Here is a 21,849-nt window from a genome sequence, read left to right on the forward strand (position 1 = left end):
CCGTGGAGCTGATCGACACCCACACCCATCTGGATTTTCCGGACTTCGACGCCGACCGCCAGGCGCTGCTGGCCGACAGCCGCGCCCTCGGGGTACGGCGGATCGTGGTGCTGGGGGTTTATCAGGCCAATTGGCAGCGGGTCTGGGAGCTGGTGCAGAGCGACCCCGACCTGCACGCCGCGTTCGGGTTGCACCCGGTGTATCTGGACGATCATCGACCGCAACACCTGAGCGAACTCGGTGACTGGCTGACACGCCTGGCTGGCCATCGGCAACTGTGTGCGGTGGGCGAGATCGGCCTGGATTACTTCATCGAAACCCTGGATCGCGACCGTCAGCAGGCGTTGTTCGAGGCGCAATTGCAACTGGCGGCGGATTTCGATCTGCCGGCATTGATCCATGTACGGCGTAGCCATGCGGCGGTGATTGCCACGCTCAAACGGTTTCGCCTGAAACGGGCCGGCATCATCCACGCCTTCGCCGGCAGCCAGGAAGAGGCTCGCGAATACATCAAGCTCGGTTTCAAGCTTGGCCTTGGCGGCGCCCCGACCTGGCCCCAGGCCCTGCGCATGCACCGCGTGCTGGCGCAGTTACCGCTGGACTCGGTGGTGCTTGAAACCGACTCGCCGGACATGGCACCCGCCATGTTCCCCGGCCAGCGCAACAGCCCGGCACACTTGCCGGCGATCTGCGCGGCACTGGCGCAATGGATGGCAATCAGCCCGGAACAACTGGCGGCTGCCAGCACCGCCAACAGCTGCGAAGTGTTCGGCTGGTAATCAGTCGGCGTGAGCCCTGGCGGCCTCCAGGATCAGCGTCAGGTGCTGGCGCCTGCGGAAGTAACGCACCACCGCGAAATACACGAATATGGCAATCAGCGAAGCATTCAGCTGCTCGATGACGCTGAGCATACCCAGCCACTCCATCACCAACGCCACCAGCAAGGCGGTGCAGACCATCATCCGCAGGCTGGCGCGCAACAGCGAAAAAGAGTCGAGCGACTTGAAGCGCCTGATCTGTTCCGGGCAACGTAACTGAAGGTGTTTCTGGCAGTGGGCACAGGCAAACGCTTCATTGATAGCGATGGCATTGAGTTGCCAGGGTTGAAGCCGCAATGTGCGCTGACAATGCGCACAGCGCCCCTGGACTCCTGTTGTCGCAACAGACATAACCGGTTTCCTCCTTGCGCTAAGCGGCGTAGATCTTCCTTGATTGAAATCCAAAAACCAGCGCACGGAGAGAATCAGGATGACTCCCACCAGGAAAGGGAAAAAGTATTACAAAACATTCTGACAGTACACCAAACCTGTGGAAGCGGGCTTGGTCCGGGCGGCGTTCCGACGAAGATGGCGGCACACTCAGCATCAATGTGACTGAACGATCGCTTTCGCGGGCAAGCCCGCTCCCACAGGGTCCCGAGGAGAATTTCAGACCCGGAATGCACTGATCAACTGTTTCAACTCGACGACCTGAGCCGACAACGCCCGGCTGGCATCTTCGGTCTGGTGTGCGCCTTCAGCGGTGCGCTCGCCGGCGCGATTGATCTCGACGATGTTCTGGTCGATGTCGTGGGCCACGGCAGTTTGCTGCTCCACCGCGGCGGCAATCTGCTGGTTCTGGTCGACGATCATGCCGACCGCTCCCAGAATGTTTTCCAGCGCCTGCTGGACCTTCTCCGATTGCCCCACCGTGCCGTTGGCCATTTCATGGCTGGTGCCCATGGCCTTGACCGCCGCGCCGACACCGCCATGGAGCTTGGCGATCATCTGCTCGATTTCTTCGGTCGATTGCTGGGTCCGTTTGGCCAGGGTCCGGACTTCATCGGCCACCACGGCGAAACCACGGCCCTGCTCACCAGCCCGAGCCGCCTCGATGGCGGCATTGAGCGCCAGCAGGTTGGTCTGTTCGGCGATGCTCTTGATCACTTCGAGCACGCGGCTGATGGACTGGCTGTCGCTGGCCAGTTGATTGATCACCAGCACCGATTGATCGATCTCGCTGGCCAGCGCGGCAATGCTGCCTTGCTGCGACTCCACCAGACCGCGACCGCTGATGGTCTCATCGTTGACACTGTGGGCACTGCTCACCGCCGCCGCGGCGCTGCGCGCCACTTCCTGGGACGTGGCCGACATCTGGTTCATGGCCGTGGCCACCTGTTCGATCTGCGTGCGCTGCCCGGCAACGGCCTGGTTGCTTTGCGCGGAAACGTTTTCCACTTGCCCGGCCTGACGCTCGACTTCGCTGACGGTCTGCCCCACCCGCTCGATCAGGTCATGGATTTTTTTCACCGTACCGTTGAACACCTCGCCCAACTCCCCCAGCTCATCGCGGCTGTGGGCGCTGAAGGTCACGGTCATGTCCCCCGCCGCCACCTTGTCCATCACCGCCCCCAGGCGCTTGAGCGTGGTGCGGGTCGAGGCATAGAAAGCGCCGTAGAGATAGAAGATCAACACGAACACGACCGATAACGCCACCGCCTGCAAGACCATGTGCGTGCGGTTCTGTTCCAGGCGTTGCTGCAACTGCGGGCCCAGATACTTCAGGGTCGCTTCGTTGAGTTGGTAAGTCTGGTCCATCAGGGCGCTGACTTGATCGTAAAAACCCTGCCACGGCGCATCGAGGGTGTCGGCCATGACCACTTGTTCTTCGAACAGCTCGCTGGCTTTCTTCAAGGATGCCCGGCTGCTATCGGCCTGAGCGGCCAAGGTATCGCGTGCGGCTCTGCTGGAACCCAGGGCATCCTGCAACTTCAAGCCATACTCGGCCTGGAGCTTTTCAATCTGCGCCAGCAATTCATCGAAACGGGTGCTCGAAGCCGAGTTGATGAACCCCTGCCCCAACGAATAAGAGCCCATTGCCCGACCTTCACCCAGAATCTGGGTGACGCGTGGCGTGACGAGGGTGACGAGTTCGCTCAACTGGCGCATGTCGCTCTGGTTGTCGCGACTCAAGCCCGCCTGGCTGGTGATGAGCTGGCTGAAAACCTGCGCGCTCCCCACCAGCTTGCCAATCAAGGCGCTTTTGCTTTGAAGGGAGGTTTCCGTTTGCTGGGCCTTGAATGCGGCGACCATTTCATCGCGCTTGCCATCAAACACCGCGACCTGCTCCGGATCGCTGGTCATCGCCGTCAGCCCTTGCAAGCGAGTCAGAATACTCTGCTCAAGGGCGCTGATTTTCGATTCGACATTGCCGGCCTTGCCGGATTGGCCGAGGCTGACATTGATCTGTACCAGGTTGTTCAGGGTTTCCAGATCGCGCCGTAACGTCAGGCTGCTGCCCAACAGGTCGAGACTTTGCAGTTCGATGCGCGTGCCCTGGAATTCGCGGTAGGAGTCACGCACCAGATAGAAGTTGGTCACCAGCATCGGCACCAGGAACAGTACGCTGATCAGGCTGAACTTCATGCCGAAGCTCAGGCGATTCATCAGTGCGACAGCGGGATAGAGCAAGCTCTTCACTGGATGTCTCCCTTCAGTTTTTTATTTTTTTTATTGGCAGGCGCAGACCGGGAGCAGATAGCCACTATTCGGCGCTATCTCTGTATAACTTAAATCGGCAGGAGGTTTTGTAACTTAAGGTTAACGACAGGGCGATGCACTTCGGACAAGTGATCACCCTGTTGCGAGGGGAGACTGCTCTGACTACAGCGCTATGACAGGACCGTCCACAGCGCAAACCCGGCATACCAGAGCACCGCAGCACGCAGCAGCAGTTCCCAGATACGGTCCAGGTTGTTGATACCTTCTGCGCCAGCCACCGGTGCCGGAATTTCACCGGCCACCAGCCCGATTTTCTCGATCAATTGCGCGGCGCTGATGTTCCAGTTCAGCAGCTCATGCAACATGACCCGACTGACCGCGACAAAATTGCCGACCAACGCCAGGCTCGCCGCCAGCAGGCGCACCGGCACCCAGTCGAAGGCATGACGCAGTTGCCCGGCGCGTTCGACCACCGCAGGACTTTTCCCGTGCTCTTCGGCCAGCGCCAGCAGCCGATAGCTCAGCGCCGCGACCGGCCCCAGCAGGAAGTACCAGAAAATCACCGCGAAAAAGCTGTGGTACGCCTCCCACAGCAAATGCCCTTCGACCTGTTCCAGCAGTTGCTCGCCACTGTCCGCGCAGATATCCAGGTCGCGCTTGGCGACATGGGCCGCGGCTTGCAGGTCCTCCCGACGCCAGGCATCGCGGAACGGCCCGAGGTCGCCCAGCAGATCACCGCGCCCCAGGCTGTAGATCACCACCAGCAAATGGATCGGCAACGCCAGCAAGCCGTAGGCCACCGGCTCGATGATGACCAGCAGCAAACCCAGCAACGCCACCGGCAACAAGACCATCACCGACAACACCAGCCATGGCCGGTCCGAAAGTCGCGGGCTGGCCTCAAGCCTGTTCAGCTTGTGTGTCCATCCACTATCGCGCTGAACGCGATGGCGCAAGGCCGAAAACTTCTCGATCCACACTGCCAACAGCAACACCAGAAAACTCATCGTCCTTCCTCTTTTGCCAGTGCGGCCCGATAGCGTGCCCAGTCGAACGCCGGCCCCGGATCGGTTTTGCGCCCAGGGGCAATGTCGCTATGCCCGCAGATGCGTTGTGCGGTAATGCCCGTGAAGGCGCTTTGCAGCTGCCGGGTCAGGGCCGTCAACGTCTCATATTGGGCATCGGTGAACGGCAGATCATCCGTACCTTCCAGTTCGATGCCTACGGAAAAATCGTTACAGGTTTCCCGCCCCTCGAAACACGAGACGCCGGCGTGCCAGGCGCGCTCAAGACAAGAGACAAACTGAGTGACGGTGCCGTCACGTTCAATCAGAAAGTGCGCAGATACTCGCAGGTCGGCGATCCCTGCAAAGTAGGGATGTTCCGTGACATCCAGACGATTCTGGAAAAATTCCTGCACCTTGCCGGTCTGAAATTGCGCGGGCGGCAGACTGATGTTGTGGATCACCAGCAGGGAAATCTCGCCCTCGGGGCGCGCATTGAAGTTGGGTGAAGGGCATAAACGCACACCCTGACACCAACCGCTCGCGGGGTCCAACTGCATACCGACTCCTTCAACGTCGACTGTGTTGGCACAGTATGCCGCGATAATCCATCGCGGCGCGATCACTTGCCGCGTTTAAGGCGCTTGAGGTTGCCGATCTGAAACAGGCGCTTGTTCGGAATCGACGGCCAACGCCGACAACGCCAGGGTTTCGACCAAATGCAGGCACCAGCGCCAACGTAACGCGCTGATGCCTTGGGTTGGTCGCTGACATGGCCCTATAATCGAGCCACTTTGTTTGTGGAGTCCGTTATGCCGAATCTACGTCTCGCCGATCTGACCGCCGAAATCGAAGCCAACGTGCGCCGTGCGTTGCGTGAAGACATCGGCAGCGGCGACATCACCGCGCAGTTGATCCCGGCCGAACGCCTGGCCAAAGCCACCATCATTACCCGCGACGCAGCCGTCATCAGCGGCACCGCCTGGGTCGATGCGGTGTTTCGGCAGCTCGATCCGCGAGTGGCGGTGCACTGGCAAGTTGCCGACGGCGAACGGGTGACGCCCAATCAGGTGCTGTTCCACCTCGAAGGCCCTGCGCGCTCACTGCTGACCGGCGAACGCAGCGCCCTGAACTTCCTGCAATTGCTCTCCGGCGTAACGACCCGCGCGCAATACCTGGCAGACTTCGTGGCCGAGACTCAGGTCAAACTGCTCGACACCCGCAAAACGCTGCCGGGGCTGCGCCTGGCGCAAAAGTACGCAGTGACCTGCGGCGGTTGCCACAACCACCGCATCGGCCTGTATGACGCCTTCCTGATCAAGGAAAACCACATCGCCGCCAGCGGCGGCATCGCGCAGGCGATTGCCGCCGCGCACAAGATCGCCCCGGGCAAACCGGTCGAGATTGAAGTGGAAAGCCTGGATGAACTGAAAGAAGCGCTGGCAGCCGGTGCCGACATCATCATGCTCGACGAACTGAGCCTGGACGACATGCGCGAAGCCGTGCGCCTGAATGCCGGCAAAGCCAAACTGGAGGCCAGCGGCGGGATCAACGAAAGTACGTTGCTGCCGATTGCACAGACCGGAGTGGATTACATTTCGATCGGTGCAATGACCAAGGATGTGAAGGCGGTCGATCTGTCGATGCGCCTGAGTCTCTGATCACACGTATGTGAGTTGCCAAACTGCAGGAGCGAGCTTGCTCGCGATGGTCGTTAACGATGACGCGTGTTTCCTGGATGCACGCGGCGTTCTTTAGTCCATCGCGAGCAAGCTCGCTCCTGCATGAGTGTCAAACCACCAGATTGTTCATCTCGCAGTACTCTTCCCACTCGACGCCCAGCACTTCGGCCGCTTCTTTATGCAGCTTCAGGCGCTCAACCTCGTACTCTTCCGGGGTGGTGGTGTACTTGAGCGTCAACTCCCACGGCTGCAAGCCCTGGGCTTCCGCCTCATCCTCGAACGCCCATTGAATCTGGTCTTTCTGATCATCGGGACTCAAGTCCTTGATCTCGTCCATCAGTTCGGGAGCATCCAGCACGTACTTCTTCAGCGCTTCTTCGTGTCGGGCTTGCTGGGTCATCTCTTTAACGGTCATGTTGTTCTCGCTGATCTGGGGAATGGAAGATGGATCTGGATCATCAAGGATCTCTCTGACGCAGAAGAACCGCTTGTAGTCCGGTCTGTCTGGCCTTCAGAACCATTCGGGATCATCTGAAAACTGCTGGGCGAAGCTCATGCAGGCTCCGAATATAGGATGTTTGTCGGACGATTTACACGACTCTTTACATCTCCCTGCAAAAAGTTGTGCACACGATGTGTTGATGGCGACTGGAACATAAATTCATATTCAGAGTCATAGCAATGTGCCATGTCGGCACTTCACAAGGAACCTCAGTGATGCACAGCTTTTCGAAGTTTTCGTCTGTTCTGTCCGCAACGGTGATGACAACCTTGCTGGGGGCCCTGGCGCTGCCGGGAACCGCACTGGCCAGTGTTGAATTGAGTAGCGGCTACACGTCCTCTGGCGACAGGTTCACGGTCATTCACAATGAATACGGCAAAGAGGTACTCATCAGAAGCGAATACAGCGTCGACGATCTGAAAGAAATGCAGGAGACGATCAACAATCAGACCCGGCAGATCGAAGAGCTCAAGCGCAGCAGCGGTTCCAGCTCAAGCTCCAGCAGCAAGGAAATCGACGAACTCAAGCGCACGGTGGCCGAACAGGAGCGCGACATCAACAACCTCGGCAAGCAGGTTGAAGAACTCAAACGCAATAGCGGCTCCAGCTCCAGTTCAAACAGCAGTGAGATTTCCAGCCTGAAGCGGGAAGTCAGCGATCAGGACCGCGAACTCGATAACCTCAAGCGTACCGTCGAGGACTTGAGCAGAAAGGTGAAATAACCGAGGGGATCTGGTCGAGACAGGGGTCGAACATACTATCTAAAGACCACTTAATTGCTGGACCTCAATATTATTAAGCTCGCCATGTATACCTAAACGTATACCTAAAACGGGAAGTACCCTTATTTTTCCGCCTCCAGTCGGTCGCCAATGCCGACGCCCTCCCCCGTTTTGCCGTCGCCGGGTGGCGATTGTGACCATCATTGCTCTCCCCGTTTAGGGATGGTGGTTAGGAATGCACGTTTTGAAGAGATGGAAAAATAGTTTGGCCGCAGCGGCCGATACTGCGAACGCTCAAACTTTTGACGCCGCACCTCCCGGCACTTCCTCATGCTCGCCCAAGACGGCTATTTTCCAAAAAACCATGAATTTATGGTTGAAACGGACAGGGGCCGGTCTTTGAGGCGAAGGCTCCAGGGTTTTAATCTACCCTTCCAGTCGATGAAGCGTCGCGGCGGCTTGTTGTGGAGTGGTCATGGGCTACTATCATAAAAAATCGCCGAAGCGGATGGTTGATGTGGTGACTAAGGACAAGAAGCGGCCAGGTCGATAATACAAAAAAATACCAAACACCGCTGTTCGTAAGACACTACGTTGAGAAGAGCAGATCAATATGGACATTAAAGCCACCTTACTCGGTACCCTCCCGCTGTTGGCCATCTTCGTGATCGCCCTTCTCATCGAGCGCATCAATCCAGCCCAGGTGCAACCATTAAGGTCGGTTGGCTTTAATCTGGTCTACACGCTGTTGTACGCCTTGGCGCAGGCCGCAATTGTTCCGTTTGTCTCCGCTGCCACCGTTGTCGCCGTCAATGCTGCAGGTGGTGGTTGGATCGATCTGCCGAGCACTGGTTGGGGGCTACTGTTCGGCTTTCTGCTTTATGCTTTCACGCTCGACTTCATGGAGTACCTATTCCATCGTGCGCAGCATCGGTTTCCGGTGATGTGGGCCATGCATTCGTTCCACCACAGCGATACGGCGCTAAACGCAACCACTACCAGCCGGCATCATTGGGCTGAATACGGGATTAAGATGCTGACGATCTACATGCTGACCGGGGTGATCTTCAAAGCAAATTCCGCCATCGTCGGCCTATACGCGGCCATCAGCTTCTACAACGTGTTCTCCCACATGAATATCCGAATTGGCTTCGGCCGCATGTCGTTCGCTCTGAACTCGCCGCAATATCATCGCATTCACCACTCGGCACTGCCTGAGCACTACGACTGCAATTTCGCAGGGCTGTTTCCGATCTTCGACGTGCTGTTCGGCACCTACCGTCAGCCGCGCGCGGGGGAGTTTCCACCCACCGGACTCGACAACAAGAAACCGCCGTCCGGCCTGATCGATGCGATCATCTGGCCCGCCCGGACGAAGTAACACGGATCAGGTACAGGCGAACACGACGGCGCACGGTTCGCGGACGTCCTTAAGGCTGATATCTGGATAGACGCCCATCAATACTTTGTAAAAGTATCCGCCATCCACTGGAGTATCCAAGGCTCGACCTGTTCGCCCCTGTAAACCCGGCTAATGAAGCGATCGAGCATCGAAAAATCAAAAAAAGCATGGTCCTCTTTCGACGAAGTCCTATCCCTTACCCGAGCGAAAAGCTCGTCCAGATCATCGTTTGCAGAAGGGTCCCATGCCAAGACAAGCTTCCGAGGATCATCCTCGTCAGGCACAGCCTTCCAGCGATCAGTCCCTGACTCAGCCATTTACACCCCCCGCGCCATCACAATGCCCTCTTCAATGTCCTGATGTGAAAAATCATAGGGCGTGATGTGCTTTTCCCGGTTGGCGTCCAAGTACTCAGCCCACCACGTCATCATCAGTCGGCGCTCTTCCAAGTGCTCAGCCTTGTGGATACAGGCCGCGCGCACGCCGTTGCACTCTTGGTGGCTCATTTGCCGTTCAATCGCGTCACGCGACCATAGGCCGGACTCGACCAGAGAAAAGATCGACCTCAATCTCTTTCAGCACCCTGACCGCGTGGTACTTCGACCATTTGCCGGCCATGCTGGCGTGCCATTCCCGGGCCACCGTCTCAAAGGTATGCCCCGCTTCACTGGCCGCCTCGATCTTTGCTTGCTTAGCGCTCTCGATGGGGTCTTGGTTATGTGCCAGCAACTCGACGTGCACGGGCGGCTTTCAGATTGAGGGCCGGGTAGTTGCCGAACGTAGCCAGACCGGGCTTACCGCTTGGCTTTTTATACTTGAAGCGCCAGACCTTGGTGCCGGTAGCCTTTACAAGCAAAAAAGCCCTTGCCCGTCGAACAGGGTGTAGTCCTTTGTGCGGGGCTTGGCGGCCTCGCATTTGGGGTCGGTAAGGGGGGGACGGTGCGCGCCATAGGTATACGCCTCGATATCGAACCGATATATACCTAAATCTTGGGGCTGTACAGGAACATACGGGGATATTCAGACACAAAAAAACCGGCTATAAGGCCGGTTTCTCTAGGTTTCAGGTGTTTACGGGAACCTCTGAAATCATACTATTGGTGCCCGAGACAGGAATCGAACCTGCGACCTTCGCGTTACGAGTGCGCTGCTCTACCGGCTGAGCTACACGGGCTGTGGGCTAAACCTAGCACTGAGTTTCGGCTCCGGCAACGTTGCCAATCATCTCTGTGATCTACAAACAAAAAAAATGCCCCACCGTTTTCACGGCGGGGCATTTTTTACAACGTTGAAGCAGTCAGGCGTGGAGCGTGATTAAACGCCCGAAGCCTTGGCCGCTGCGACGTCCTTGATGGACAGTTTGATACGGCCGCGGTTGTCCACGTCCAGTACCAGCACTTCCACTTCCTGGCCTTCTTTCAGGATGTCGGTCACTTTCTCAACGCGAGCATCGCTCAGCATGGAGATGTGAACCAGACCGTCCTTGCCCGGCAGGATGTTGACGAATGCGCCGAAGTCGACGATGCGCTCAACCTTGCCGACGTAGATCTTGCCGATTTCGGCTTCAGCGGTGATGCCCAGAACGCGCTGACGTGCTGCTTCAGCCGCTTCCTTGGTTTCGCCGAAGATCTTGATCGAACCGTCGTCTTCGATATCGATCGAAGCCTTGGTTTCTTCGCAGATCGCACGAATGGTCGCGCCGCCTTTACCGATAACGTCACGGATCTTGTCGGTGTCGATCTTCATCGCGATCATGGTCGGTGCGTTGGCCGACAGTTCGGTACGCGACTGGCCAATGATCTGGTTCATTTGACCGAGGATGTTCAGGCGCGCTTCCAGGGCTTGGCCCAGAGCGATTTCCATGATCTCTTCGGTGATGCCCTTGATCTTGATGTCCATCTGCAGCGCGGTGACGCCTTTGGCGGTACCGGCTACCTTGAAGTCCATGTCGCCCAGGTGGTCTTCGTCACCCAGGATGTCGGTCAGGACGGCGAACTTCTCGCCTTCTTTAACCAGACCCATGGCGATACCGGCAACCGGCGCCTTCATCGGCACACCGGCGTCCATCAGGGCCAGGGAAGCACCGCAAACGGAAGCCATCGAGCTCGAACCGTTGGATTCGGTAATTTCCGACACAACACGGATGGTGTACGGGAACACGTCAGCGGCAGGCAGCATGGCCTGAACCGAACGACGGGCCAGACGGCCGTGACCGATTTCGCGACGACCGGCGCCACCCATGCGACCACACTCGCCCACCGAGAACGGAGGGAAGTTGTAGTGCAGCATGAACGGGTCTTTTTTCTCGCCTTCCAGGGTGTCCAGCAGTTGTGCGTCACGGGCGGTGCCCAGCGTCGCGACTACCAGAGCCTGGGTTTCGCCACGGGTGAACAGGGCCGAACCGTGGGTTTTTGGCAGAACGCCGACTTCGATGTTCAGCGGACGCACGGTGCGAGTGTCGCGACCGTCGATACGTGGCTTGCCGTTTACGATGTTTTCGCGAACGGTGCGGTATTCGATTTCGCCGAAAGCCGCTTTGACGTCGGCAGCGGAAGGCTGGCCTTCTTCACCGGACAGCTTGGCAACCACTTGATCCTTCAGCTCGCCCAGACGCGCGTAACGGTCGGCCTTGACGGTGATGGTGTAAGCCTGGGAGATCGCTTCGCCGAACTCGGCACGGATGGCGCCCAGCAGTTCGGTGGCTTCGGCCTGTGGAGCCCAGGTCCAGGTTGGCTTGGCAGCTTCGGCGGCCAGCTCCTTGACGGCCTGGATCACGGCCTGGAACTCGTCGTGGGCGAACAGTACAGCGCCCAGCATCTGGTCTTCGGTCAGCTCTTTGGCTTCCGATTCAACCATCAGAACGGCTTCCGAAGTACCGGCAACGACCATGTCCAGGCTCGAAGCAGCCAGTTGCTCGTAAGTCGGGTTCAGCAGGTAGCCGGTGCTTTCGTGGAACGCAACACGGGCAGCGCCGATCGGGCCATCGAAAGGAATGCCGGAGATGGCCAGCGCAGCCGAGGTACCGATCATCGCAGCGATGTCCGGATCGGTCTTCTTGCTGGTGGAAACGACGGTGCAGACAACCTGCACTTCGTTCATGAAGCCTTCCGGGAACAGCGGACGGATCGGACGGTCGATCAGTCGGGAAGTCAGGGTTTCTTTCTCGGAAGGACGGCCTTCGCGCTTGAAGAAACCGCCAGGGATCTTACCGGCAGCGTAAGTCTTTTCCTGGTAGTGAACAGACAGAGGGAAGAAGCCCTTGCCTGGATCGGCTTGCTTGGCACCGACTACGGTCACCAATACGCTGACGTCGTCGTCAACGGTGACCAATACTGCGCCGGAGGCCTGACGGGCGATACGGCCAGTCTCGAGGGTAACGGTCGACTGACCGAACTGGAATTTTTTGATTACCGGGTTCACGGTGTCCTACCTTCTTTGTGGCTCTTGGGGGAACTGGTTTCTTGCGAAATTCTTGGGCAACGCCGGGAATCGGCCCGACCGGTTGTCCGGAGTACACTCACACAGGTAAAGCAGGTATCCAGATAAAACTTGAGGCTGGAAGCCTGCCATGCGCTGGCGGGAAACCCGCTGACGCACGACAGACAACCAACCTCTAGCGCAATCGCTTATTAGCGACGCAGACCCAGGCGAGCGATCAGAGCGCTGTAACGGCTCACGTCCTTGCCTTTCAGGTAGTCCAGCAGCTTACGACGCTGGTTAACCATGCGGATCAGACCACGACGGGAGTGGTGGTCTTTACCGTTGGCCTTGAAGTGACCTTGCAGTTTGTTGATGTTGGCGGTCAGCAGTGCAACTTGCACTTCTGGCGAACCAGTGTCACCAACGGCTTGCTGGTAGTCAGCTACGATTTGAGCTTTTTCTTGAACGTCGAGAGCCATGAGGCAATCCTTTTATCAGGAAACTGTTTCAGAAAAACAGTTTCAACAGGCCAGGGACAAATCCCTGTATCTATAAATGAGTAGTGACCGCGCCTGTTAACAGCCACACTCGCCGACCTGCTGTTACACAGGCCGGTTCCGGTCATTCTGACCGAATCAGTCGACGCGGCGCGATGCGCCCGTCTTCGCTCACTTCACCGATACCGATGAAGCGACCATTGTGATCCTGTACCCGAACCATGCCGAACTTCGGAGCATCCGGGGCACGTACCGGCTGGCCGTTGAGCCAGTAGAACGCGCTCGCTTCCGAGAACTGCAACAGTGGCCAATCCAGCAGGCCGCTGTCCGATGGCATCAGGAAGCGATCGACCGCTTCGTTGCCGCCTTCGGCATGTACCGCTTCCAGCTCTTCCAGAGTAACCGTCTGCGCCAGGGTGAATGGCCCGGCCTGGGTACGTCGCAGTTCTGCAACGTAAGCGCCACAACCGAGTTGCTCACCGATATCCTCCACCAGGGTACGGATATAGGTGCCTTTGCTGCAATCCACCGCCAGCCGCGCAGTATCACCTTCGAAGGCCAGCAATTCCAAGCGCGTAATAGTAACAGAACGCGGTTCGCGCTCCACTACTTCGCCTGCACGAGCCAGCTTGTACAGCGGCTGGCCATCACGCTTGAGTGCCGAGTACATCGGCGGTATCTGACTGATTTGCCCACGAAATTTCGGCAGTACAGCCTCGATGTCGGCGCGACCAACGGTCACCGGGCGCTCCTGCAGAACTTCACCTTCGGCATCCGCCGTGGTGGTCGTCTTGCCCAGCTGCGCCAGGGTTTCATAACCCTTGTCGGAATCGAGCAGGTATTGCGAGAACTTGGTCGCCTCGCCGAAGCACAACGGCAAAACGCCGGAGGCCAGGGGATCGAGACTGCCGGTATGACCTGCCTTTTCGGCGTTCAGCAACCAGCGAACCTTCTGCAAGGCCGCGTTGGAGGTAAACCCCAGCGGCTTGTCGAGCAGGATAATGCCGCTGACGTTACGACGGATACGTTTGACCTGAGCCACCGATTACTCCTTGGTGTCTTCGGCTTCTGCCGCAACCGGATGCTGATTGTCTTCAGCCACTGCGCGTTCGATCAATGCCGACAGATGCGCACCACGCACGACGCTTTCGTCGTAGTGGAAGTGCAGCTGTGGAACGCTGCGCAGCTTCATCTCGCGAGCCAGCTGCATGCGCAGGAAACCGGCGGCAGAGTTCAGCACCTTGATGCTTTGTGCGATTTCTTCGGCGCTGTCCTGACCCATCACGGTGATGAAGATCTTGGCGTGACCGACGTCACGGCTGACTTCCACTGCGGTAATGGTGACCAGGCCGACGCGCGGGTCTTTGACTTCACGACGGATCAGTTGTGCCAGCTCGCGCTGCATCTGATCGCCGATACGTTGGGTACGGCTGTATTCTTTTGCCATGTATTGTTACCTGTTACTGCCCCACGGTGAAACCCGTGAGGTCTGAAAGCGGCAAACGCCCGGCCTGACAAAAGCCAGACCGGGCGTTGCGTTTAGAGTCCTGGTGACGAGCTGCGCACTTGCATGCGGCTACCCGTCACGGCTCTTGAAGTGCGCGAATTAGAGGCTGCGAGCAACCTGCACCTTCTCGAAGACTTCGATCTTGTCACCGACCTTGACGTCGTTGTAGCTCTTCACGCCGATACCGCATTCCATGCCGGCACGTACTTCGGAAGCGTCATCCTTGAAGCGGCGCAGGGATTCCAGCTCGCCTTCGAAGATAACGATGTCTTCACGCAGTACACGGATTGGACGGTTACGGTGAACGACACCTTCGATAACCATGCAACCGGCGATCGCGCCAAACTTCGGCGAACGGAACACGTCACGCACTTCGGCGATACCCAGGATGTTCTCGCGAACATCGCTGCCGAGCATACCGGTCAGGGCTTTCTTGACGTCTTCGATGATGTCGTAGATCACGTTGTAGTAACGCATGTCCAGACCTTCCTGCTCGACGATCTTGCGCGCGCCGGCATCGGCACGCACGTTGAAGCCGAACAGTACAGCGTTGGAGGCCAGTGCCAGGTTGGCGTCGGATTCGGTGATACCACCGACACCGCCACCGACCACACGCACTTGCACTTCGTCGTTACCCAGGCCATTCAAGGCGCCGTTCAACGCTTCCAGCGAACCACGGACGTCGGATTTGAGGACGATGTTGAGCGTCTTCTTCTCTTCCTGACCCATGCTTTCGAAGATGTTTTCCAGCTTGCCGGCGTGAGCGCGAGCCAGTTTGACTTCGCGGAACTTGCCTTGACGGAACAGAGCCACTTCACGGGCTTTCTTCTCGTCGGCAACCACGCTCATCTCGTCGCCAGCGTCCGGAGTACCGTCCAGGCCGAGGATCTCGACAGGGATGGCCGGACCGGCTTCCTTGATTGGCTTGCCGTTCTCGTCGAGCATGGCGCGAACGCGGCCATAGTTCGAACCGACCAGGACCATGTCGCCCTGACGCAGGGTACCGTCCTGAACCAGAACGGTAGCCACCGGGCCGCGGCCCTTGTCCAGACGGGACTCGACCACGACACCACGACCAGGAGCCGACGGAGTTGCAGTCAGTTCCAGGACCTCGGCTTGCAGCAGTACCGCTTCGAGCAACTCGTCGACGCCAGTACCCATTTTCGCCGAAACCGGTACGAATGGCGTGTCACCACCCCACTCTTCCGACGTCACGCCGTGTACCGACAGTTCGCTACGGATGCGATCGAGGTCAGCACCTGGCTTGTCGATCTTGTTCACAGCGACAACCAGCGGAACGCCAGCAGCCTGAGCGTGCTGAACAGCTTCGATGGTTTGCGGCATTACGCCGTCGTCCGCTGCAACCACCAGGATCACGATGTCGGTCGCCTTGGCACCACGGGCACGCATCGCGGTAAACGCGGCGTGACCTGGGGTGTCGAGGAACGTCACCATGCCACGGTCGGTTTCAACGTGGTACGCACCGATGTGCTGGGTGATACCACCGGCTTCGCCAGCAGCAACCTTGGCACGACGGATGTAGTCGAGCAGGGAAGTCTTACCGTGGTCAACGTGGCCCATTACGGTCACGACCGGCGCACGGGAAACCGCTTCACCTTCAAACTTCAGGGACTCGGCCAGGGAATCTTCCAGGGCGGTGTCGCTGACCAGGGTCACTTTGTGGCCCAGCTCTTCGGCAACCAGCTGGGCAGTTTCCTGATCCAGTACCTGGTTGATGGTCGCCGGGGTACCCAGTTTGAACATGAACTTGATGATTTCAGCAGCCTTGACCGACATCTGCTGAGCGAGATCGCCAACAGTGATGGTCTCGCCGATCTTCACTTCGCGCACGACAGGGCCGGTTGGGCTCTGGAAACCGTGGGCGTTGCGTTTCTTCAGCTTGGCCTTGCCGCGACCACCACGACGGAAGCCATCGCTTTCTTCGTCGGTAGTACGTGGGGCAACACGTGGAGCAGGCGCCTTTTCCTTGACCGAAGCACGATGCGGAGCGTTTTTGCGCTCGCCATCGCCGCCACCGCGACGATTGTTGTCGTCGGCACGTGGCTTGTCCGGACGACGCTGTTCGTCGCGCTTGCGAGTGTCCGCCGCAGGAGCCGGGGCAGCCGCAACGACCGGAGCGCTTTCGCGCACAGGCTCGGCAACCGCAACAGGCGCTGCAACAGCTTCAACAGGAGCGGTCGGCGCAGCAGCAGGCTGGCGACGCGCTTCTTCTTCGGCGCGACGCTTGGCTTCTTCTTCAGCCTTCTGACGTGCAGCATTTTCTACTGCGCGACGTTCATCCAGTTCACGCTTGCGCTCGGCTTCGATTTCTTCCGGGCTACGCTGTACGAAGACTTTCTTCTTGCGTACTTCAACGCTGATGCTTTTGCTGCCAGCAACACGCAGGGTGCTGGTGGTTTTACGCTGCAGCGTAATCTTGCGTGGTTCTTCCACTTTCGCCTTGTGGCTGCTTTTCAAGTGAGTCAGCAAAGATTGCTTCTCACTGTCAGTCACATGTTCTTCGGCGGCGGTGTGCGGCAGACCTGCCTCACGCATCTGCTGCAACAGGCGCTCTACCGGTGTTTTGACCTCATCGGCCAGTTGTTTCACCGTGACTTGCGTCATGCACTTCTCTCCTCAGGCCGCGCCTAATTACTCGAACCAGTGGGCTCGGGCGGCCATGATCAACTTGCCGGCACGATCATCGTCAATGCCGTCGATGTCGAGCAGGTCGTCAATAGACTGCTCGGCCAGGTCTTCGCGGGTAATTACGCCGCGCACCGCCAGTTCCATCGCCAAATCCTTGTCCATACCCTCAAGCGAGAGCAGGTCTTCGGCCGGATGGGCGTCTGCCAGCTTTTCCTCAGTAGCGATGGCTTTGGTCAACAAGCGATCCTTGGCACGAGCGCGAAGCTCGTTGACGATTTCCTCGTCAAAGCCGTCGATGTTGAGCATTTCTTCCAACGGTACGTAGGCAATCTCTTCCAGGCTGGTGAAGCCTTCATCAACCAGCACCTGAGCCAGTTCTTCGTCGACTTCCAGCTCGTCGATGAAGTTGCGCAGGATGTCGCCGGTTTCTGCTTGCTGCTTAGCCTGGATGTCCGATTCGGTCATCACGTTCAGGGTCCAGCCAGTCAACTGGCTGGCCAGACGCACGTTCTGACCACCGCGACCGATGGCCTGAGCCAGATTGTCTGCGCCAACGGCGATGTCCATTGCGTGGGCATCTTCGTCAACGATAATTGCCGCAACCTCAGCCGGGGACATGGCGTTGATCACGAACTGAGCCGGGTTGTCGTCCCACAGAACGATGTCAACACGCTCACCGCCCAACTCACCCGACACTGCCTGGACGCGCGAACCGCGCATACCGATGCAAGCGCCTTGCGGGTCGATGCGTTTGTCTTTGGAGCGAACGGCGATCTTGGCGCGCGAACCCGGATCACGGGACGCAGCCATCACTTCGATCAGGCCTTCGGCAATTTCCGGCACTTCGATGCGGAACAACTCGATCAGCATTTCCGGCGCGGTACGCGACAGGATCAGCTGCGGGCCGCGGTTCTCGGTGCGGATTTCCTTGAGCAGCGCACGCAGACGCACGCCAACCCGGAAAGTTTCGCGAGAAATGATGTCTTCACGGGCCAGCAACGCTTCAGCGTTGTTGCCCAGATCAACGATCACGTTGTCGCGGGTGACTTTTTTCACGGTGCCGGAGATGATTTCACCCAGGCGCTCGCGGTAAGCGTCAACAACCTGAGCGCGCTCGGCTTCGCGAACTTTCTGCACGATGACTTGCTTGGCAGTCTGTGCAGCAATGCGGCCGAACTCGATGGACTCGATTTTCTCTTCGACGACGTCACCGACCTTGGCGCCAGGGTGCGTTTCGGCAACCTTGCTCGGCCAGGTTTCGATGGCCGGATCGTCCAGGTCTGCTTCTTCGACGACCGTCCAGCGACGGAATGTCTCGTATGCACCCGTGTGGCGATTGATTTCCACACGCAGATCAACTTCGTCTTCGAAACGCTTTTTGGTAGCAGTGGCCAGGGCCAGCTCCAGCGCTTCAAAAATAACGTTTGCCGGTACACCCTTTTCGTTGGATACCGACTCAACAACCAGCAGTACTTCTTTGCTCATCGTACGCCTCGCCTTTCGCAAGCCATTGGATCCGCGGGATCCGCAGTATCTGGCACGCCTCAGTCAAAACTGGGAATAATGTTGGCCTTGTCGATCATATCGATCGGCAACAGGAACTCATGGTCTTCTACCTGCACCACGACATCCTGCTCTTCTACGCCGCGCAGAAGGCCCTGAAAGTTGCGTCGTCCTTCAAAAGGCGAGCGCAACTTGATCTTCACTTGTTCACCGGCAAATTTTGCAAACTGCTCAAGAGTGAACAGCGGGCGTTCCATGCCAGGCGAGGAAACTTCAAGGGTGTATTCAACGGAGATTGGATCTTCAACATCCAGAACACCGCTGATCTGACGGCTGACGATGGCGCAATCGTCCACCAGCACGCCGCCTTCTTTATCGATATAAACGCGCAACATTGAGTGGCGACCCTGGGCCGAAAACTCAATACCCCAGCATTCATAGCCTAGGGCCACGACCACCGGGGCCAGCAAGGCCTGCAACTCTTCTAGCTTGCTCGACACCTGAACCCCCTAGTGCATGTATGTGCATGCTATGCAAAATAAAAAAATGGGCTAAACGCCCATCCTTGAAACGCCGTTGAACAGCGGCGTAGAAAGTGTCCAGCTAACAAAAAGCCCCTTAAAAGGGGCTCCTTAAACTGGTTGCGGGGGCCGGATTTGAACCGACGACCTTCGGGTTATGAGCCCGACGAGCTACCAGACTGCTCCACCCCGCGACAAAGCTGGGGCGGAAGTATACGACCGATCCCCTACAGGGTCAATGTAACCTTCCACCTGCAAGAAAGCCCGCAACAGCGGGCTCTCCTGACTAATTGGTACCGAGAAGGGGACTCGAACCCCTACACCCTATGGGCACAACCACCTCAAGGTTGCGTGTCTACCAATTCCACCACCTCGGCAATACTACGTTTGAAACCCTTCTTACTTCTGCTCTTGAGCTGGAGGCACGTCAGTCGCTGGAGTAGCCGACTTTTGCTCTTGAAGCACCGGGACATCATCAGAAGCCGGTTGTTGCTTTGGAACTTCCAGTACCGCTGGATTTGGCAGACCTGCTTGAGTCAGCTGGTGAGCCTTCTCTTTAGCAAAGTAACCTAACCCCAAGCTGGTCATGAAAAAACCTGCGGCAAGTATAGCAGTAAACTTACTAAGAAAGGTAGAGGAACCTTGGCTTCCGAACACAGTATTTGATGCACCTGCTCCGAAAGACGCGCCAGCGTCCGCACCTTTACCCTGCTGCAGCAAAACCAGAGCTACTACGCCCAATGCACCCAGCAGATGAAAAACGACTACGACTGTTTCCAGCATTTTTTCAGTTTCCCGCGGCGCGACAAATCGCACCGAACTCATCTGCATTCAGGGAAGCCCCACCAATGAGACCCCCATCGATATCCGGCATGCCGAACAGTTCGACCGCATTGGCCGCCTTCACGCTGCCGCCGTATAGAAGCCGCACACCTTGTGCGACCTCAGAATTCTCTGCCGCCAACTGGGCGCGAATGGCTGCATGCACATCCTGCGCCTGTTGTGGCGTTGCAGTCAGTCCGGTGCCAATGGCCCAGACCGGCTCGTAAGCGATCACTGCCTTGGCAAAGGCACCGACACCCAGCTCCTCTATGATACTGCCCAGCTGACGCGAGACAACCTCAAGAGTCTTTCCGGCTTCACGCTGCTCAAGGGTTTCCCCTATGCACAACACCGGAATCAAGCCACATGCCTGTGCCGCTGCGAACTTGCGGATCAGCATTCCGTCCTGCTCGCCCATGATCTGGCGGCGCTCGGAGTGCCCGACAAGCACCAGGGAACAACCTGCATCCACCAACTGACTCGGTGCAACTTCACCGGTCAACGCACCTTGTCCGGATTCCACCGCAGAGTTCTGCGCGCCGACCGAAATCGACTTTCCTTCCAGGCCATCAATCACTTGATTGATATGCAGGCAAGGCGGGAATACCGCGACATCAACACTGCCCGGCAAGGCCAGGTCACGAAGGCCGTTGATCAGCTCAGCGACGCTGGCGCGGGTACCGTGCATCTTCCAGTTACCAGCTACCATAGGGCGACGCATGCTGTACCTCGTCGGTCAAAGTGGGCGCAGATGTTACCCAACACAATCATGGCTGGCAAGCCGAATTCAGGCAGAAACTTCAGTAACCAGTTTTGCCAGCTCTTCTGCATAGCCACGAACCTGCGCTTCGTCTTCGCCCTCGACCATCACACGCACCAGCGGCTCAGTCCCGGACTTGCGCAACAGCACACGCCCCCGACCTGCCATGGCCTTGGTCACACGCTCGCTGGCTTCCTTGACCGACGGATGATCGAGAGGGCTTGCGCCGCCACCGAAACGCACATTGATCAGCACCTGAGGGCACTTGCGCAGCGCCTGCCGGGTCTGCGCCAGGCCTTCCTCACGCGTGCTCAACGCAATCAACACCTGCAGCGCGGCAATGATTGCATCACCGGTGGTGGTGTGGCTGAAGCACACGATGTGCCCGGAGTTTTCACCACCCACGATCCAGTTGCGCTCCAACAGCTCGGCAATGACATAGCGGTCACCGACATTGGCACGCACGAATGGAATACCCAGATCGGCCAGGGCCAGCTCCAGCCCCAGGTTACTCATCAGGGTTCCGACCACGCCGCCCTGCAGCTTGCCGCGCTCATGCAGGTCACGGGCAATGATGAACAGCAATTCGTCGCCATCCACCACTGCACCCGTGTGATCGACCATCTGAACGCGGTCACCATCACCATCAAACGCGATACCCAGATCAGCCTGCTCAGCCACGACGGCAGCCTGCAGCTGCCCCATATGGGTCGAGCCGCAATTGTCGTTGATGTTCAATCCATTCGGCTGCGCCGACAGCACAACGACTTCGGCGCCCAACTCGCGGAACACACTCGGCGCCACTTTGTAAGTCGCACCGTGAGCGCAATCGATCACGATTTTCAGGCCGGTGAAACTGGTGCCGGTTGGCACGCTGCTCTTGCAGAATTCGATATAGCGTCCTGACGCGTCGTTGATTCGCGACACCTTGCCGATCTTGCTCGATTCCACAACGGTCATTGGCGTATCGAGCAACTCTTCAATCATCAGCTCGACTTCATCCGGAAGCTTGGTGCCTTTGCCGGAGAAGAACTTGATGCCATTGTCATCATGCGGATTGTGCGACGCACTGATCACGATGCCAGCCTCGGCATGGAAGGTGCGCGTCAGGTAGGCAATCGCCGGGGTCGGCATCGGACCAAGGAGCATTACATCGGCACCTGCGGAGGTAAGCCCCGCCTCAAGCGCAGACTCGAACATGTAGCCGGAGATCCGGGTGTCCTTGCCTACCAGGACCTTGCAGGCGCCCATCTTGCGGAACGCCATACCTGCAGCCCAGCCGAGCTTGAGCATGAAATCAGGAGTAATCGGGTATTCCCCGACACGCCCACGAATACCATCGGTGCCAAAATATTTTTTGCTCATAAGTGCTCCATCAT

At 58.0% G+C, this 21,849-nt stretch carries 21 protein-coding genes, 3 tRNA genes and 2 pseudogenes; 4 read left to right on the forward strand and 22 right to left on the reverse strand.

Annotation, left to right across the window (positions count from 1 at the left end):
* Positions 1 to 2 precede the first annotated feature (2 nt).
* Positions 3 to 779 (forward strand): TatD family hydrolase, encoded by a 777-nt coding sequence (locus ACEN8Q_RS19475; protein ID WP_413703598.1) that lies wholly within the window; start codon positions 3 to 5, stop codon positions 777 to 779.
* Here the strand turns inward: ACEN8Q_RS19475 and ACEN8Q_RS19480 are convergent, their stop codons facing one another.
* From ACEN8Q_RS19480 to ampD, 5 genes and pseudogenes are all read right to left on the reverse strand, one after another.
* Positions 780 to 1,169: a hypothetical protein gene (locus tag ACEN8Q_RS19480; protein WP_413421583.1), complete on the reverse strand. Its 390-nt coding sequence runs from the start codon at positions 1,167 to 1,169 to the stop codon at positions 780 to 782.
* A 258-nt stretch (positions 1,170 to 1,427) separates the two neighbouring features.
* Positions 1,428 to 2,357, reverse strand: a complete 930-nt coding sequence (locus ACEN8Q_RS19485; RefSeq protein WP_413421735.1) for a methyl-accepting chemotaxis protein — start codon at positions 2,355 to 2,357, stop codon at positions 1,428 to 1,430.
* A pseudogene (locus ACEN8Q_RS19490) lies at positions 2,334 to 3,425 on the reverse strand (methyl-accepting chemotaxis protein); the annotation flags it as partial. The pseudogene ACEN8Q_RS19490 and the gene ACEN8Q_RS19485, both read right to left, overlap by 24 nt.
* 224 nt (positions 3,426 to 3,649) lie before the next feature.
* A complete protein-coding gene (gene ampE / locus ACEN8Q_RS19495; RefSeq protein WP_413421585.1) occupies positions 3,650 to 4,486 on the reverse strand; it encodes a regulatory signaling modulator protein AmpE in 837 nt (278 codons plus the stop codon).
* The gene (gene ampD, locus ACEN8Q_RS19500) at positions 4,483 to 5,043 is read right to left on the reverse strand and encodes a 1,6-anhydro-N-acetylmuramyl-L-alanine amidase AmpD (RefSeq protein WP_413421587.1); all 561 of its coding nucleotides are present in this window, start codon (positions 5,041 to 5,043) and stop codon (positions 4,483 to 4,485) included. The genes ampE and ampD overlap by 4 nt, the downstream gene beginning before the upstream one ends.
* A 252-nt stretch (positions 5,044 to 5,295) precedes the next feature.
* On the opposite strand from ampD, the gene nadC reads away from it, so the two are divergent.
* Positions 5,296 to 6,144, forward strand: coding sequence for a carboxylating nicotinate-nucleotide diphosphorylase (nadC, locus tag ACEN8Q_RS19505; protein ID WP_413703599.1), 849 nt, complete (start codon positions 5,296 to 5,298; stop codon positions 6,142 to 6,144).
* 130 nt (positions 6,145 to 6,274) lie between these two features.
* On the opposite strand, the gene ACEN8Q_RS19510 is transcribed toward nadC, so the two are convergent.
* Positions 6,275 to 6,580, reverse strand: coding sequence for a DUF6388 family protein (locus ACEN8Q_RS19510; protein ID WP_413703600.1), 306 nt, complete (start codon positions 6,578 to 6,580; stop codon positions 6,275 to 6,277).
* Between the two features lie 302 nt (positions 6,581 to 6,882).
* Here ACEN8Q_RS19510 and ACEN8Q_RS19515 point away from each other — a divergent pair, with 302 nt between their 5' ends.
* Both ACEN8Q_RS19515 and ACEN8Q_RS19520 read left to right on the forward strand, forming a co-directional pair.
* Positions 6,883 to 7,389, forward strand: a complete 507-nt coding sequence (locus ACEN8Q_RS19515) for a hypothetical protein (RefSeq protein ID WP_413703601.1) — start codon at positions 6,883 to 6,885, stop codon at positions 7,387 to 7,389.
* Positions 7,390 to 8,002: 613 nt separating this feature from the next.
* Positions 8,003 to 8,770: a sterol desaturase family protein gene (locus tag ACEN8Q_RS19520; RefSeq protein WP_413421595.1), complete on the forward strand. Its 768-nt coding sequence runs from the start codon at positions 8,003 to 8,005 to the stop codon at positions 8,768 to 8,770.
* Positions 8,771 to 9,108: 338 nt separating this feature from the next.
* On the opposite strand, the pseudogene ACEN8Q_RS19525 reads toward ACEN8Q_RS19520, so the two are convergent.
* From ACEN8Q_RS19525 to glmM, 16 genes and pseudogenes are all read right to left on the reverse strand, one after another.
* Positions 9,109 to 9,345 (reverse strand): annotated as a pseudogene (locus tag ACEN8Q_RS19525) (integrase); the annotation flags it as partial.
* Positions 9,314 to 9,532, reverse strand: coding sequence for a hypothetical protein (locus tag ACEN8Q_RS19530; protein WP_413421743.1), 219 nt, complete (start codon positions 9,530 to 9,532; stop codon positions 9,314 to 9,316). The gene ACEN8Q_RS19530 and the pseudogene ACEN8Q_RS19525, both read right to left, overlap by 32 nt.
* Positions 9,507 to 9,707 carry an Arm DNA-binding domain-containing protein gene (locus tag ACEN8Q_RS19535; RefSeq protein WP_413421597.1) on the reverse strand — a complete coding sequence of 67 codons (201 nt, stop codon included), beginning with the start codon at positions 9,705 to 9,707 and terminating at the stop codon, positions 9,507 to 9,509. Before ACEN8Q_RS19535 ends, ACEN8Q_RS19530 begins: the two co-directional genes overlap by 26 nt.
* Positions 9,708 to 9,889: 182 nt before the next feature.
* A tRNA-Thr gene (locus tag ACEN8Q_RS19540) sits at positions 9,890 to 9,965 on the reverse strand.
* Positions 9,966 to 10,105: 140 nt separating this feature from the next.
* Complete coding sequence (gene pnp / locus ACEN8Q_RS19545; RefSeq protein ID WP_008018779.1) at positions 10,106 to 12,211, reverse strand: polyribonucleotide nucleotidyltransferase; 2,106 nt, start codon at positions 12,209 to 12,211, stop codon at positions 10,106 to 10,108.
* A 209-nt stretch (positions 12,212 to 12,420) separates the two neighbouring features.
* Positions 12,421 to 12,690: a 30S ribosomal protein S15 gene (gene rpsO, locus ACEN8Q_RS19550; protein ID WP_011332409.1), complete on the reverse strand. Its 270-nt coding sequence runs from the start codon at positions 12,688 to 12,690 to the stop codon at positions 12,421 to 12,423.
* Positions 12,691 to 12,832: 142 nt separating this feature from the next.
* Positions 12,833 to 13,750 carry a tRNA pseudouridine(55) synthase TruB gene (gene truB, locus ACEN8Q_RS19555; RefSeq protein WP_008018780.1) on the reverse strand — a complete coding sequence of 306 codons (918 nt, stop codon included), beginning with the start codon at positions 13,748 to 13,750 and terminating at the stop codon, positions 12,833 to 12,835.
* A gap of 3 nt (positions 13,751 to 13,753) precedes the next feature.
* Complete coding sequence (gene rbfA, locus ACEN8Q_RS19560; RefSeq protein WP_007973108.1) at positions 13,754 to 14,155, reverse strand: 30S ribosome-binding factor RbfA; 402 nt, start codon at positions 14,153 to 14,155, stop codon at positions 13,754 to 13,756.
* 159 nt (positions 14,156 to 14,314) lie between these two features.
* Positions 14,315 to 16,840 (reverse strand): translation initiation factor IF-2, encoded by a 2,526-nt coding sequence (infB, locus tag ACEN8Q_RS19565; protein ID WP_413421600.1) that lies wholly within the window; start codon positions 16,838 to 16,840, stop codon positions 14,315 to 14,317.
* Between the two features lie 27 nt (positions 16,841 to 16,867).
* A complete protein-coding gene (gene nusA, locus ACEN8Q_RS19570; protein ID WP_007988680.1) occupies positions 16,868 to 18,349 on the reverse strand; it encodes a transcription termination factor NusA in 1,482 nt (493 codons plus the stop codon).
* Positions 18,350 to 18,408: 59 nt separating this feature from the next.
* Positions 18,409 to 18,867, reverse strand: a complete 459-nt coding sequence (gene rimP / locus ACEN8Q_RS19575; protein ID WP_007973115.1) for a ribosome maturation factor RimP — start codon at positions 18,865 to 18,867, stop codon at positions 18,409 to 18,411.
* Between the two features lie 138 nt (positions 18,868 to 19,005).
* A tRNA-Met gene (locus ACEN8Q_RS19580) sits at positions 19,006 to 19,082 on the reverse strand.
* A 97-nt stretch (positions 19,083 to 19,179) separates the two neighbouring features.
* Positions 19,180 to 19,265: transfer RNA gene (locus ACEN8Q_RS19585), tRNA-Leu, on the reverse strand.
* A 22-nt stretch (positions 19,266 to 19,287) separates the two neighbouring features.
* On the reverse strand, positions 19,288 to 19,671 hold the full coding sequence (gene secG / locus ACEN8Q_RS19590) for a preprotein translocase subunit SecG (RefSeq protein WP_057398830.1): 384 nt from the start codon (positions 19,669 to 19,671) through the stop codon (positions 19,288 to 19,290).
* A gap of 4 nt (positions 19,672 to 19,675) precedes the next feature.
* On the reverse strand, positions 19,676 to 20,431 hold the full coding sequence (tpiA, locus tag ACEN8Q_RS19595) for a triose-phosphate isomerase (RefSeq protein ID WP_008018782.1): 756 nt from the start codon (positions 20,429 to 20,431) through the stop codon (positions 19,676 to 19,678).
* A 66-nt stretch (positions 20,432 to 20,497) separates the two neighbouring features.
* Positions 20,498 to 21,835, reverse strand: coding sequence for a phosphoglucosamine mutase (gene glmM / locus ACEN8Q_RS19600; protein WP_413703602.1), 1,338 nt, complete (start codon positions 21,833 to 21,835; stop codon positions 20,498 to 20,500).
* Between the last annotated feature and the right edge of the window lie 14 nt (positions 21,836 to 21,849).

It is taken from the genome of Pseudomonas sp. Pseusp16 (assembly GCF_047324915.1).
Lineage (GTDB): Bacteria > Pseudomonadota > Gammaproteobacteria > Pseudomonadales > Pseudomonadaceae > Aquipseudomonas > Aquipseudomonas fluorescens_CD.

What these genes read in the sequence shown, in the direction of transcription:
- ACEN8Q_RS19480 (WP_413421583.1), bottom strand. Translation starts at nt 1,169, where the DNA reads ATGTCTGTTGCGACAACAGGAGTCCAGGGGCGCTGTGCGCATTGTCAG.
- ACEN8Q_RS19485 (WP_413421735.1), bottom strand. Translation starts at nt 2,357, where the DNA reads ATGACCGTGACCTTCAGCGCCCACAGCCGCGATGAGCTGGGGGAGTTG.
- ampE (WP_413421585.1), bottom strand. Translation starts at nt 4,486, where the DNA reads ATGAGTTTTCTGGTGTTGCTGTTGGCAGTGTGGATCGAGAAGTTTTCG.
- ampD (WP_413421587.1), bottom strand. Translation starts at nt 5,043, where the DNA reads ATGCAGTTGGACCCCGCGAGCGGTTGGTGTCAGGGTGTGCGTTTATGC.
- nadC (WP_413703599.1), top strand. Translation starts at nt 5,296, where the DNA reads ATGCCGAATCTACGTCTCGCCGATCTGACCGCCGAAATCGAAGCCAAC.
- ACEN8Q_RS19510 (WP_413703600.1), bottom strand. Translation starts at nt 6,580, where the DNA reads ATGACCGTTAAAGAGATGACCCAGCAAGCCCGACACGAAGAAGCGCTG.
- ACEN8Q_RS19515 (WP_413703601.1), top strand. Translation starts at nt 6,883, where the DNA reads ATGCACAGCTTTTCGAAGTTTTCGTCTGTTCTGTCCGCAACGGTGATG.
- ACEN8Q_RS19520 (WP_413421595.1), top strand. Translation starts at nt 8,003, where the DNA reads ATGGACATTAAAGCCACCTTACTCGGTACCCTCCCGCTGTTGGCCATC.
- ACEN8Q_RS19535 (WP_413421597.1), bottom strand. Translation starts at nt 9,707, where the DNA reads ATGCGAGGCCGCCAAGCCCCGCACAAAGGACTACACCCTGTTCGACGG.
- rpsO (WP_011332409.1), bottom strand. Translation starts at nt 12,690, where the DNA reads ATGGCTCTCGACGTTCAAGAAAAAGCTCAAATCGTAGCTGACTACCAG.
- rbfA (WP_007973108.1), bottom strand. Translation starts at nt 14,155, where the DNA reads ATGGCAAAAGAATACAGCCGTACCCAACGTATCGGCGATCAGATGCAG.
- infB (WP_413421600.1), bottom strand. Translation starts at nt 16,840, where the DNA reads ATGACGCAAGTCACGGTGAAACAACTGGCCGATGAGGTCAAAACACCG.
- nusA (WP_007988680.1), bottom strand. Translation starts at nt 18,349, where the DNA reads ATGAGCAAAGAAGTACTGCTGGTTGTTGAGTCGGTATCCAACGAAAAG.
- secG (WP_057398830.1), bottom strand. Translation starts at nt 19,671, where the DNA reads ATGCTGGAAACAGTCGTAGTCGTTTTTCATCTGCTGGGTGCATTGGGC.
- tpiA (WP_008018782.1), bottom strand. Translation starts at nt 20,431, where the DNA reads ATGCGTCGCCCTATGGTAGCTGGTAACTGGAAGATGCACGGTACCCGC.
- glmM (WP_413703602.1), bottom strand. Translation starts at nt 21,835, where the DNA reads ATGAGCAAAAAATATTTTGGCACCGATGGTATTCGTGGGCGTGTCGGG.